Source organism: Sphingobacterium sp. CZ-2, from assembly GCF_004526235.1.
Taxonomy (GTDB): Bacteria; Bacteroidota; Bacteroidia; order Sphingobacteriales; family Sphingobacteriaceae; genus Sphingobacterium; species Sphingobacterium tenebrionis.
In genome coordinates this window covers 2,790,110-2,802,833 of the sequence record NZ_CP038159.1, presented here as the reverse complement: position 1 = coordinate 2,802,833, position 12,724 = coordinate 2,790,110, and the positions used below count along the sequence as shown (strand labels likewise).

The window sequence follows — 12,724 nt, the reverse complement described above, 5'->3', positions numbered from 1 at the left end:
GTTCAATATCTCCACAAAAACTATACCTAAATACGGTAATTATTTCAATACTCCTATTTCATTCAATTTAAATACCTATTTTTACCATGAATATTAATCGGGGACATGTTAAAACAAACCTTACAACAGAAATTACTTCAGAAATTATCACCTCAGCAAATCCAGTTCATCAAATTGCTCCAGGTACCTACGGTATCTTTGGATGCAAGGATCAAAGAGGAGCTTGAAGAAAACCCTGCCCTTGAAGATGGTAGCTTAGCTAACATGAACGATCCTGTTGAAGAATATCCGGACAAAGACCCGGATGATGACTACAACATGGAAGAAAGCAACTATGAAGAAGAATTCAGCGTAGACGAATATATACAAGAAGATGATTACCGCGATTACGGTGGTGGGTATGACAACGATGATGATGAGAACCGCAAGGAAATCCCTGTCGCCATCCAAACGTCTTTCTTTGAAAACCTACAGAGCCAATTGGATCTTTTGGCACTTAACGATAAAGACTTTTTAATTGGTCAACAGATCATCGGATCTTTGGACGATGATGGCTACCTACGTAGACCCATCCCTTCCCTGATCGACGATTTAGCGTTTTCCCAAAACGTGATCGTCGAAGAAAAAGAAGTGGAAGATATGCTCAAGATCATCCAGGAATTCGACCCTCCAGGCATTGGGGCAAGAAACCTGCAGGAATGTTTAGCGATCCAGTTGCGAAAAAAAGACCAGGAGAATGCCATTATCCGCAAAGCCATGCAGGTGGTGGAAGACTACTTAGATGAATTCACCAAGAAACATTACGATAAGATCGAAAGGCAATTGGGTGTAAATTCCGAGGAGCTTAAAGAGATCGTCAATGAAATATTGAAGCTAAATCCTAAACCAGGTGATTCTGGAGCAGCAGCTGGGAAGCAACTGCACATTATCCCTGATTTTCACATCAGCAATAACGATGGGGTCCTACATTTGACCTTGAACAGCAGAAATGCGCCAGAGTTACGTGTTTCCCGTTCTTACCAAGATATGTTTGAACACTATGAAAAGGCGGAGAAGAACGACAAGAAAATGAAGGAGGCCGTTCAGTTTGTGAAACAGAAACTGGACTCTGCGAAATGGTTCATCGATGCCATAAAACAACGTCAACAAACCTTACTGAAAACCATGAATGCCATCATGGAATACCAGTACGAATATTTCCTTACGGGTGATGATCGGATGCTGAAACCGATGATCTTAAAGGATATTGCCGATAAGATCGAAATGGATATTTCAACCGTTTCCCGTGTAGCGAACTCCAAATATGTGCAGACTGAATTTGGAACCTTTTTATTAAAATCCTTCTTCTCCGAAGCCATCCAAACAGAATCTGGAGAAGAGGTATCCAACAAGGAAGTGAAAAAGATCTTGGAGGAATGTATTGCCAATGAGGACAAACGAAAACCCCTGGCGGACGAGAAATTGACGGAAATCCTCAAGGAAAAAGGCTATTCCATAGCGCGAAGAACCGTTGCCAAATATCGGGAGGCCATGAATATTCCAGTGGCCAGACTTCGAAAAGAACTTTAGAAAAATACAACGGTCATCCAGTAGGGTGACCGTTTTTATTCGTACTGAAAGTAGGGTGAAAGCATGGTGAAAGTATGCTTTTTGTATGTTTAGTTACTAAAAACATACTTTAACCATATTTAAACCACGATTTCATAGCGAAATCATAGGGTTAGCATACATTTTTCTACATCTTTTGGATCCGTTGCCCAAGAGGTGACCAAGCGAACTACAGCTTCTTCCGATGATCGCTTTTCCCAAACGTAAAATTCAAAATCTTGTTGTAGTCTTTCAATCAGCTCCACAGGCAAAATGGGAAACAGTTGGTTACTTTCTGGTTGGCTGGCAAAAGCATAACCTTTAGCTTCGAAAGCTTTGGCCAATCGCATGGCCTGGGTATTTGCATGCTCTGCAAGTTGAAAATACAGGTTATCGGAAAAAAGGGCTAAAAATTGGGCACCCAATAATCTGCCCTTGGCCATCAGCGCACCCCGCTGTTTTAAGGTATAGGGAAAGCCTTCTGCCAATTCGGGCCTGTTGAATACCAAAGCCTCTCCCAATAGTCCCCCATTTTTGGTCGCTCCAATATAAAAGGCGTCCGTTAATTCAGCTAGATCGGCTAAACTCAAATCATTGTAGGGTGAGGTCAAGGCAACACCTAAACGGGCACCATCTACATACAAGAATAAATTATTGCTTTTGCAATAATCCGCTATCTCTTTAATTTCCTGCTTCTTATAAACGGTTCCCAATTCTGTCGTTTGGGAAAGATAAACCAGTTTCGGTTTCACCATGTGATGATCGGTATGTAACCTGACTACATCATCAATCCCCGGTACAGTGAGCTTGCCTGCAATATTCTTCACCAAGTTTATCTTATGTCCGGTATACTCGATGGCACCTGTTTCATGCACTTCAATATGCCCTGTATCAGCTGCAATTACCGACTCATAAGGCTTCAAAAGATGGCTGATCAATAGTAGGTTGGCTTGAGTACCACCAGCAACAAAAAAAATTTCTGCTTCCGATTTCCCCAAGGCTTCTCGAATTTTATCCTTTGCGGCCTTACTCAGACTATCCTCGCCGTAACCAGGCTCCTGGTTAAAATTAGTATCCATCAGGAGCGATAAAATGGCGGGATGAGCACCTTCGCTGTAATCATTCTTAAAGCTTATTCTGTTTTCCATGTCCAAAAATAATAAAAACAAATTAGGCCATATCCATGGAGTGGATACGGCCTAATTCTTTGTATTAATTGAATTTATTAGATCGTCTTATTTGGCAAACATGCCTGCTAAGCTATCTAGAATACTTCCCTTGGTTCCCTTATCATTTTTTTGGTTGAAGAACTCCCCTACCAGATCGCCTAATCCACCGGAAATATTTGGCTGAGTAGACGGGGTATTGGAAGCAGCACCTCCACCTAGAACACTACCGATCAAATCACCTAAACCACCTCCGGAAGCGTTGGTATTGCTGCCACCGCCACCTAAAATGCTACCAAGCAAGTCGCCGATACCACCACCGGAAGAACCAGCACCAGCATCCTGTTGTTTTTTCTTACCAAGGTATCCCATTACCAATGGTGCCAATAAAGCCAAGATACCACCTATCTTACCAATGCTGATACCTGATTTTTCGGATAATGATTCTTTCACATTTTCGGTATTTCTTCCGAACATATGGTTTACGATCTTGTCTTCATCTTCTGTAGGACCATCATTGAACAATCCGGCCAAGTTATCAAAGATTCCTCCGCTATGTTTTGTATCGATTGCATTTTGTATACCTTGTGCCTGTTCAGGGCTTTTCTGTGCATTATAGTTCAATGCAGACATCATCAAAGGAATGGCTGCAGAAACAACCCATTGTGTTTGATTTTTATCAATCCCTAATTTTTGGGAAATACCTTCAACGGCCTGAGAACCAATGCCGCCGGAAATTAAATCTGTAATGTTCATGTTTTAGTTTATTTTTTGTTAATAAATATTACATTTATAAATCAAATATAAAGCCAAATACATATCATGAATAAAACCCGTCTTTTATTTTTTACATGCTGTACATTTTTGTTTACAGCCTGTCAAAACAACCAACAAAAAGAAGAGCCGGCGAACGTTGAAGAGATCAAATTGAATGCAGATATTGCCAAATCTATTTTTTCCTTACCTACCCATTGTTTACAGATCGAATATCCGAATAAATTAGGCCAGGTTATCGGATCGGATGCCGATCTTAAAACCCCAAAATCCTTACGGCCGGTTTTCTATGGCTGTTTTGATTGGCACTCTTCGGTTCATGGCTATTGGTCGATCGTCAAGTTGATGAAAGAATTCCCGGAATTGGATACCGATGGTGCCATTAGGAAGGTATTTAATGCCCATATTACACCGGAAAATGTACAGGTTGAAAAAGCCTTTTTTGAAGATAAGAACAACCTGAATTTTGAAAGGACCTATGGATGGGCATGGTTGTTCAAACTGCAGGAGGAGTTACATACCTGGGAGGATGCCGACGCCAAAAAATGGGAACAAGCCCTACAGCCATTAGTGGATCTTTTGGTGCAGCGTTATATGGAATACCTTCCAAAACTGGTCTATCCTATCCGAGCAGGACAACATGATAATTCTGCATTTGGACTATCCCTTTCCTTGGATTATGCTAAAACAGTTAATAATCAGAATTTTATAAAAAGCATATCTGAGAATGCAGACCGCCTTTACCATCAGGATAAAAACTGTAACCTGGCTTATGAACCATCCGGATATGATTTCCTATCCCCTTGTTTAGAAGAAGCCTTTCTGATGAGCAAGATTATGGAGAGTTCGGCCTATGATGCTTGGTTGAAGACTTTTATGCCCGAACTTTATGATAGCAGCTTTAAGCTGGAACCTGCCATCGTAAAAGATCGAACCGATGGAAAACTGGTGCATCTGGATGGCTTAAATTACAGTCGTGCAGCCTGTTTGAAAGGTATTGCTTTAAAACTTCCAGCACTAAAGCACCTGAACCAAATAGCACATGCGCATGTCGCCTTTTCCATCCCAAATATATCCAAACAGGATGATTATATGGGAACACATTGGCTGGGTACATTTGCCCTTTATGCGCTATCTATTAAATAAAGTGAATAGTTTTAAAAAAACGGCAGTAAGTCTTTGACCTACTGCCTATAGAACATGTTATGCATCCAGGGGAACTAATTTATTAGCCTCGAGGCGGACGGCCACCCGCTGGATTTGCGTAAATCCATCCAAACTATGGATAATTGCAGATAGATCTATGCCTCGTTTAGAGAGAGTCGTTAATAGTGCACTGCGAAAGGCAGTTTTACTGCTACCCCAGTTAGATTGTACTAAATCATTGTTCAATACCACCAATTCTTGGGTACTGTAATGGTGGAACTGCTCCACTAAATGTTGTTGAAATTCTTTTGTGTTTGACATACAATTCTTGTTTAAAAATTAAACCATCCTTGCATCCAGAAATTTTGGGGTGTTGTTCCTTTTCGTTTATTTTGGTAGGAAACCCGTATTATTTCACCACCGCGGTGTCTTCACTCGGTTGGTATTGCTTATGCAATTCTGAATACTCTACAAAGTTAGTAGATATTATTGGGATTTCAAAAAAATATTTTTTTTGATTATGGCATGAGGGTTAATACGTCATTGCGAGGAGGCACGACGAAGCAATCTTCCCGTCATTGCGAGGAACGAAGCAATCTTTGGACTTTGTCATCCTGAGCATCGTCGAAGGATCTGTACGGGGTACCAAACGTAGATGCTTCGACTTCGCTCAGCATGACATGAAGGAAGATTGCTTCGTTCCTCGCAATGACGGGATTCAAAGATTGCTTCGTTCCTCGCAATGACGAGACCTCGCAATGACGTTGGCCTCGCAATGACGAGAAAGGTCAAAAATCTATCATCTATCATCTATCATCTAAAATCCCCCTACTTCTTCTCCGTAAAATAAAACTCCAACGTCTTATCCTCAGACCTTAATTTTAATTCATAGCTTTCCTGAGATTGAATCCTAACCAATTTACCACTTTCCTCAAAATCCACCTGATCCATATCCTTGGAAGGTTTATGGTTACTGCTCATATGTTTATTCAATGCCACCTCAATATTACCATTCTGATTATTCAGCACCTTAAACCATCCGAAACCCGCCTTTCTAGCCACTCGTTCACCAGGTTCCATCTGCTCATATCGACCATAATACATATCCCCTGCCTTTGGTTCTTTCAAAAGTACGGTATATTCCGCAGGAATCGGTTTAGCGGGTTTTAATGAATCATAAGCCATATAGCCAAAGAATCCGACCACAGCCAGCATCATGATATAGCCAAAAATTGTAGGTTTCATGGTATGAGGAGCAGCGGGCACCAATTTTTCTTTTTCCAAAGCAAAGGCTTTCATTTCGTTCGTCCATTTACTTTTTGAAATCCTCTTATTCGTAGTGCTATCCAAATAAACTGCTCCTGCTTTCTTGGTATATCCGGTAAAGAAAGCGGTGGCTGTATAATTTCTATAATACACCAAAACCATCGGATTATTACCGTTAACCGGATTTACTAAATGATCTGCAGCAAATGCAGCTTCCTCTAATTGTCTTACTGATATAAACATATTAATGATTTTATGATTCGCTTCCTTAAAGGTAAACCACATCAATTGTTTATACTAAGAAAGGCTTTGTTGAATTATATAATTGCGCAAACCAACCCGCCCACAGTCCTAATACACAAACACTTATCGATCCTCTTTCAAATAATCCAAAAATTGGGAAGGTGTAAATCCTGTACTCTTTTTAAATGCCTTGCTAAAAATACTATGGGAAGAAAATCCACTTACTTCCGCCAAATAGCTGATTTTATATTGTTCGAATTTAGGTTCGTTCTTGATCTTTTCAATAATATATTTAATCCTTAAGCCATTGATATAATCATTGAAATTCATCTCTTTATAGGTATTGATCAGTTTGGAAAGGGTAATGGTATTCGTTTCCAAGTGGCTCGCCAAATAAGAAAGGCTCATTTTAGGATCGGTAAACAATTCTCCTTCCTCAAACAATCGAAGTTTTTCCAAAAGCCTAATACTTCGCTCGTCTGGCTCTATTGGTTCTACAGGTTCTGAAGCATCAATTTCCACTGCAGGTTTTTCTTCCACGCGTATTTCTTTCCTCGGTTCAGTTTTCTCCCGTTCCAGTTTGTCCATGTACTCCTCGATCCTTCTTTTATTCTCTTTATGCATGCGTCTTTGATAAATAACATACACAGTCAAGAGGATAATCAACACCGCAAGCCCGATCAATACATACCGTAAATTTGAATTCACCTTCGTTTTTTCCTGCAGGTCATCCTTCAATTTCCCTACCTCCAGGTTATTGATGATAGAATTCACGAAATTGGATCGTTTGGTATCATTCAAGGCTTCATCCTGCTCCAAAAATATAGCCGAATATTGCTGGGCTTTATCCATATCCCCCAATTCCTTGCTGGAAAGATAGGCATAGCGTAGCGCCTCCATTTCATAGTCGATATAGTCTGCAACCTGGATTTTTTGACCAACCGCATCCTCAGCAAATTTCAGGGATTGATCATAATCTTTTAACTGATAGTAACTGATGGCCAGGAAAACCTTAGCCATATATTGGAATTCCTTAAAACTGGTCTCTTCCAGGTTCACTATTTTCTGAAAATATGGAATGGCCGTTTTAAAATCCTTTTTGAAAAAATACAGTTCTCCTTGCACCAATTCCTGCTGAACATCCGTCAGTAAGCTTTCATCCGGAAAATGTTCATCAATGATCCTTCTTGCATTAGCCAAAGCAGATTCTGCTTTGTCGAAAGATTCATTCATTAAATAGCCTCTTGCCGAAAAAACATCTAATGTGGCTTTGGAAAGAAGAATATAGTTCCGATCGGTTGCTTCCAGTTTAGATGACTTCAACAGATTATCCAGTTTCGCATTATTCGCTTCCAACTCCTTGATGTAAAGTTCGAATTTCCCGTTCAAGTAATAGAAAAAGGAATATTCGCTCGCTGCTAATATGCGGTCTACCCCTTCTGGAAACTCTTTTATAAAAGGCTGAGCGGCTTCAAAAGCAATTTTGCTTTCCGCATAGTCCTTCTGTCTATAATGGATTTCACCGATGCTGAGCTTGGCCACAAACTGGGAAAAGGGATCATTGTACAAACTGCCTAAGGAATCCAATTTTCTAAAATACGTTAAGGCGGCATCCAGGTCTCCCTCGTTAATCAATCGGTTGGCATGTACCTGATACAAACTCAACTGCTCTGCAGGAGACCATTTTTTCTTTTCTGCATAGGTCAGATACACATTATTATCGTATTTATCTGCTCTGGAAATCAACTCCTCTAAGGATAGGTTGGCAAGGCTATCATTGGTCTGTGCTGCATGAAGTGTAATAACGGCAAACAGTTGAGTTAAAAGAAAAGAAAATATTAAAATTACGCGTTTAAACATTGTTTCGGCTTGAGTAATAACATGGTATTGCTGTTATTTTCATAAGCCAATATAGTGCCATAATTATTTAAGATTTAATAGGTTTCATTGCCCTCCATATCACTTGCGGCAATTGAAATAAATCGAAGTCATGATTAAATACCAGGTATCGGTTCTCCCATCTATGGGTAAATTTTTCTTTAAACTCCTTTTGGGATTTAAAGAACCGAAAATTAGGCACCTTGTTGGATATGAATTTCATGATCTTCTCTGCAGGAATTTCCGTTACATCTAATCCAGCTAAGGCAACCATCCCAATATTCAGGTATCGGAATCCCTGTTCCTTACCATAGGTAATCATTTTTAAGATCAGCCCGTCGATGGCCGCACCAGGTGCATCTGCTGTTTTCCGGATCAGGTCATAGGTACATTCTTCCATGGCATAATCGGGGATGATATTCAAGAATGCCACCAAGCGCTGATCCTTATCACGCATCAAGATCATGGCATGATCCTTTAAAGCAATTGGGCAGAAAGATCCCTGGGAAAACACCATTTCTTTGCGCTCGTAGTGAGCCAACCATTCGTCAGAAACCTTCTTCAACTCGGCTATTAAGGCATCATCGTGAGGGGCGATCTGGATATTGCATTCAAAACCATTCCGCTGTAAGTTGTTCAGGCCATTTCTTAAGGATTTTTTGTCCTTTCCTTCCAAAGTGAACAGTTTAAGATCAACGATCGCTTCCTGCCCGATCAATAATTTCTTTTTCCGATGTTCCTTAAAATAGATCAGGCTGTTCTCCTCAATCCGGTAGTAAATAGCTGTTAAACCCTGTTTCTTACAGAAGGTTTCAAACTCGGTAATAAGCTCTTCCTTATGATGGATCTCGCAAACAGGCTCTTCCAGGACCACTGCATAGTTTTTTACGACCCGGTAGGCCGTAAAACCAGCCGCTAGTTCAGAAAAGAACAGTTCTTTATCCTTTGCCAATTTGAAGTAATCCAAACTGGAAAGACCAAATTTATTCAGGTATTTCTGGGCTAATTCCCGTTCTTCAAATTCATTTCCAGCAACGCGGTATTTCCTTGGTACAATGATAGCATAGATCATCAACAACCAACAAAAGATACCTAAGGTTTTACATATCCAAAGGAATTCCTTGGCGAAGACTGTCTGTGGATCCAGCCCAGTATCGGTATAGAACAGAAAGCAGCGAGCGGTATAAATGAAAGCCTCCCGTAGGCCAAAAGAATGTCCGAAATGATGTTTATCGATGAAGTAAAAACAAATGATAGCAAAAGAACAGACCGCGAGGAAAACACTGATAAAACTTCCAAAACCCAGTCTTAACCACTTATTAGAGGATTTGATCCGATATTGTCTCTTATGGAAAAGCAGTAACAAAAGGACCATAAACGTAATAACTGCTTCTTCATAATCGAGGGCCTTTCCAAGATGCCCCAACATAGAAAGCACACAGAATACGATAGCCACCCAATAGGCCGAACGGTAGCCCTTTATGAGGTAAGCAGAAATGATGACCAAACCCAAGCCGAGCAGAAATACCATCTGTTTAGAGCCATAAATGGCATCCATGGGAACATAGAACCGCTCCAGTTTTAACCTTTCGGTTAATGGTGGTGTTAATACCGAACATAAATTGACCAGACCTAAAAAAAAGATCAATAACGCTGGCCCAATCCTGGTCAATAATTGCTGCCCTCGCCAGGCAAACGCCAAAAGACCTAAAAATAAGGGCAACCAGAATTCAAATATCCGGTACAATAAGGTGATCCCCAAGCCCTCCAATTTCTGGTAACCGTAGTTGGTGAACACATATAACATAGAAAGTTCCACAGCTCCCATCCCCCGCAGGAATGGGGAGACGATCATCAATAAAATAGAAATGGTATAGCCTACGACCGCAGCTTCAAAGGAATGCGAAAGCCCTAGTGCATACATGGCAATATAGGCATGCAATATTCCGCAAGCTTCTATGAGTAGTGAAAACAGGATGCTGAAGCCCAATGATCGCCTATCCAGATTGGCGTGAAAGACCTGATCCACTTGGGCTGTAAAAGTTGGAAAACGGGTCTCTAAAACACTGTAAACACCTTTTTTATTCCTAAAAGACCAATATAGAAAAAAGGCGAACCCCAATAGAACGCCTAATAACAAGATAGATTGCCAAATGGATACATGGCTCTGATTCTTAATATAGGAATAAATAACCACCGGAACAGCGACCATAAAAACGGTGAACATGCCGATGAATCCGTACAAGGCACTTGCTTGGTGGATCTGTAATTTATTGAGGTTTCTTCTACGTAATTGGGAGGTGGTATAAGCCAATGAGCTGATACCGCCAGCTGGAAGGAATACGCTCAAAAAATTTCGCTTTAAAAACAGTTCAACAGCAATACTCAAATTGATTTTCAATCCCAAGGAACTAAAACAGGATCGATACATCATACCTTGGGAAAACACATACGCAAAGGTCAACAGCACGCCAATGATCAACCAGGTTTTATCGGCCTGTTCGAGCATTGGACCAATTTCCAACAGTTCCTTTCTTTGTTCACGAAAAAATATAAAAGCAAATAGGATGATGAGAATAGCTAGAATTTCTTTCCAATAGGATTTTGGGGAGAATTTTCGGATGATAGCTATCAGTTTTTTAACCATAGAATTAATTGAATGTTGATCGATAGGAATAAATTTAAAGAAGCTATATTTTCTAATAATTAAATTACTGTTATCAGTGTTCTTATTTATCAATTCTACGCTAAAAAATTTTGAGCAAACGTTTGATTAGCCCTTCTGTTTTGTTTATCAAAATCACTTACCTATACTTGAAAACCAATTATCATCATAATGAAAAAAACACCTTTAAAATTCATTGGAATAATGCTTTTCCACTTGGCTTTGATAAGCAGTATAAGTTGTTCGAAAACCACGGCAGGAACAGATCCAGCTCCGAACAAACCTTTGCCTGTTGAAGATCCGAAACCAACAACGGTCAGCCATCAAGGAAGCAAGTTCCAGATTCCATTGGCTGGAAATTCCTTTGTGACAAGCCCGGCATCAGGTTATGCAGAAAACATCCATAACCCCAATGGTTTAAAAAACTGGAACAGTGCGAATAGCATCATCAGTACCTATGTGCGGTTTAAAACGGCTGGTAAAATTGTTCTTTCCTTGAATGCAAGAACCTTGAACAGTGGGGAAAGCAGTGAAGCTGAAATCAGCATTAACAATAAAAAAGTCAAAATCAATTTGACGGAATCGACCATGAAGGAGATCATGGTTGGTGAATTTGATGTACCTGCTGGATACGTTAAAATTGATCTGCAAGGAACCAAGAAATCAGGCAGTAATTTTGGCGAAGTTAGCGAAATGACCATTTCTGGTTCAGCCACAGCGGCAGGTTTGGTCTATTCCAATAAGGCAAGTTTTTATTATTGGGCTCGAAGAGGTCCTTCCTGTCATTTACAATATACGATTCCGACCACAGAAAGTGTTTCCTACTTTTATTCGGAGGTGCTGGTACCAACTGGTGAAGATGCCCAAGGGTCCTATTTTATGGCCAATGGATTTGCAGAAGGTTATTTCGGATTCCAGGTAAACTCGCCGACCGAACGTAGGATATTGTTTTCGGTTTGGAGCCCTTACAATACCGATAACCCGAACGACATCCCGGCAGACCAACGCATTACTTTGAACAAAAAAGGTAGCGATGTATATACGGGAGAATTTGGAAATGAGGGTTCTGGAGGCCAGAGTTACCTGAAATATAATTGGAAAGCTGGAACGACCTATAGATTCCTTTTAAAAGGGGAGCCAGACGGAACGGGAAAAACCGATTATACGGCTTGGTTCTATACACCAGAAACAGAGAAATGGAATTTGATTGCCAGTTTCAAAAGACCTAAGACAAACACCTATTTAAGGAGTTTCCATAGTTTCCTGGAGAATTTCAATCCTTCCTATGGTCATCAAGGAAGACAGGCCCATTACCAGAACCAATGGGTTAGGACAACTGCAGGTACCTGGTTAAAAGTATCCGAAGCAACATTTACGGTAGACGACACCTACAATAACCAACAAAGGGTTGATGCCATGGGCGGTACCAATGCGAATGGATTCTTTTTGAGGAATTGTGGATTCTTCAATGATTATGTAGAACCCGGCAAGAAATTCAGCTATATGAATCAGAAAACAGCGCCCAGTATAGACTTTACTAAACTCCCTTAATAATGTGAACTGGTTGCCCTAAAAAAGCAGCCAGTTTTTTATTATATTTACCTATATGATACATGTAGCTTGCGCTTTAATAGAAAAGGATCAACAAATATTAATTTGTCAACGATCCGCATCCATGAAACTACCGTTGAAATGGGAGTTTCCGGGTGGAAAACAAGAAGAAGGCGAAAGCCTGGAGGAATGTCTGCTCCGAGAAGTAAAGGAAGAAATCAATTTGGATATTTCGATAGAACAAGCATTGACCAAAGTGGAATACCATTATCCCGACTTTTCCCTAACCTTATATCCTTATGTTTGTAAATTGAAAGCCGGTGAACTGAAGGTGCTGGAACATGAGCAGGTTATTTGGGTTGATCAGACGGAATTGTTCCGGTATGATTGGGCGAATGCCGATCTTCCGGTGATCGAAGAATATATACGAACAAGGAGGTAAAATTTA

The 12,724-nt window shown here is 40.4% G+C and carries 10 protein-coding genes and 1 riboswitch; of the genes, 4 read left to right on the top strand and 6 right to left on the bottom strand.

The window, feature by feature from the left end:
• The first annotated feature begins 105 nt into the window (after positions 1-105).
• Positions 106-1,569: an RNA polymerase factor sigma-54 gene (gene rpoN / locus E3D81_RS12360; protein ID WP_099367963.1), complete on the top strand. Its 1,464-nt coding sequence runs from the start codon at positions 106-108 to the stop codon at positions 1,567-1,569.
• A gap of 143 nt (positions 1,570-1,712) precedes the next feature.
• Here the strand turns inward: rpoN and E3D81_RS12355 are convergent, their stop codons facing one another.
• Together E3D81_RS12355 and E3D81_RS12350 are read right to left on the bottom strand one after the other, a co-directional pair.
• Positions 1,713-2,735 carry a threonine aldolase family protein gene (locus tag E3D81_RS12355; protein ID WP_134777592.1) on the bottom strand — a complete coding sequence of 341 codons (1,023 nt, stop codon included), beginning with the start codon at positions 2,733-2,735 and terminating at the stop codon, positions 1,713-1,715.
• Between the two features lie 87 nt (positions 2,736-2,822).
• On the bottom strand, positions 2,823-3,509 hold the full coding sequence (locus tag E3D81_RS12350; RefSeq protein WP_134777591.1) for a DUF937 domain-containing protein: 687 nt from the start codon (positions 3,507-3,509) through the stop codon (positions 2,823-2,825).
• A 66-nt stretch (positions 3,510-3,575) separates the two neighbouring features.
• On the opposite strand from E3D81_RS12350, the gene E3D81_RS12345 reads away from it, so the two are divergent.
• Positions 3,576-4,673, top strand: coding sequence for a DUF2891 domain-containing protein (locus E3D81_RS12345; protein WP_134777590.1), 1,098 nt, complete (start codon positions 3,576-3,578; stop codon positions 4,671-4,673).
• 57 nt (positions 4,674-4,730) lie between these two features.
• Here the strand turns inward: E3D81_RS12345 and E3D81_RS12340 are convergent, their stop codons facing one another.
• From E3D81_RS12340 to E3D81_RS12325, 4 genes are all read right to left on the bottom strand, one after another.
• Complete coding sequence (locus E3D81_RS12340; RefSeq protein WP_099367037.1) at positions 4,731-4,994, bottom strand: 5-oxoprolinase; 264 nt, start codon at positions 4,992-4,994, stop codon at positions 4,731-4,733.
• 57 nt (positions 4,995-5,051) lie between these two features.
• Positions 5,052-5,145: riboswitch (SAM-I-IV-variant riboswitch) on the bottom strand.
• A 356-nt stretch (positions 5,146-5,501) separates the two neighbouring features.
• The gene (locus tag E3D81_RS12335; RefSeq protein ID WP_134777589.1) at positions 5,502-6,182 is read right to left on the bottom strand and encodes a hypothetical protein; all 681 of its coding nucleotides are present in this window, start codon (positions 6,180-6,182) and stop codon (positions 5,502-5,504) included.
• 123 nt (positions 6,183-6,305) lie between these two features.
• The gene (locus E3D81_RS12330) at positions 6,306-8,042 is read right to left on the bottom strand and encodes a helix-turn-helix domain-containing protein (protein ID WP_134777588.1); all 1,737 of its coding nucleotides are present in this window, start codon (positions 8,040-8,042) and stop codon (positions 6,306-6,308) included.
• Positions 8,043-8,109: 67 nt separating this feature from the next.
• Positions 8,110-10,707 carry a phosphatidylglycerol lysyltransferase domain-containing protein gene (locus E3D81_RS12325; RefSeq protein ID WP_245153215.1) on the bottom strand — a complete coding sequence of 866 codons (2,598 nt, stop codon included), beginning with the start codon at positions 10,705-10,707 and terminating at the stop codon, positions 8,110-8,112.
• 189 nt (positions 10,708-10,896) lie between these two features.
• On the opposite strand from E3D81_RS12325, the gene E3D81_RS12320 reads away from it, so the two are divergent.
• The gene (locus E3D81_RS12320; RefSeq protein WP_134777587.1) at positions 10,897-12,276 is read left to right on the top strand and encodes a DUF3472 domain-containing protein; all 1,380 of its coding nucleotides are present in this window, start codon (positions 10,897-10,899) and stop codon (positions 12,274-12,276) included.
• Positions 12,277-12,331: 55 nt separating this feature from the next.
• Positions 12,332-12,718 carry a (deoxy)nucleoside triphosphate pyrophosphohydrolase gene (locus E3D81_RS12315; RefSeq protein WP_099367033.1) on the top strand — a complete coding sequence of 129 codons (387 nt, stop codon included), beginning with the start codon at positions 12,332-12,334 and terminating at the stop codon, positions 12,716-12,718.
• Positions 12,719-12,724: the final 6 nt, after the last annotated feature.

Coding starts and splice junctions, on each gene's coding strand:
- E3D81_RS12325 (WP_245153215.1), bottom strand. CDS start 10,707: ATGGTTAAAAAACTGATAGCTATCATCCGAAAATTCTCCCCAAAATCC.
- E3D81_RS12330 (WP_134777588.1), bottom strand. CDS start 8,042: ATGTTTAAACGCGTAATTTTAATATTTTCTTTTCTTTTAACTCAACTG.
- E3D81_RS12340 (WP_099367037.1), bottom strand. CDS start 4,994: ATGTCAAACACAAAAGAATTTCAACAACATTTAGTGGAGCAGTTCCAC.
- E3D81_RS12355 (WP_134777592.1), bottom strand. CDS start 2,735: ATGGAAAACAGAATAAGCTTTAAGAATGATTACAGCGAAGGTGCTCAT.
- E3D81_RS12335 (WP_134777589.1), bottom strand. CDS start 6,182: ATGTTTATATCAGTAAGACAATTAGAGGAAGCTGCATTTGCTGCAGAT.
- E3D81_RS12345 (WP_134777590.1), top strand. CDS start 3,576: ATGAATAAAACCCGTCTTTTATTTTTTACATGCTGTACATTTTTGTTT.
- E3D81_RS12350 (WP_134777591.1), bottom strand. CDS start 3,509: ATGAACATTACAGATTTAATTTCCGGCGGCATTGGTTCTCAGGCCGTT.
- rpoN (WP_099367963.1), top strand. CDS start 106: ATGTTAAAACAAACCTTACAACAGAAATTACTTCAGAAATTATCACCT.
- E3D81_RS12320 (WP_134777587.1), top strand. CDS start 10,897: ATGAAAAAAACACCTTTAAAATTCATTGGAATAATGCTTTTCCACTTG.
- E3D81_RS12315 (WP_099367033.1), top strand. CDS start 12,332: ATGATACATGTAGCTTGCGCTTTAATAGAAAAGGATCAACAAATATTA.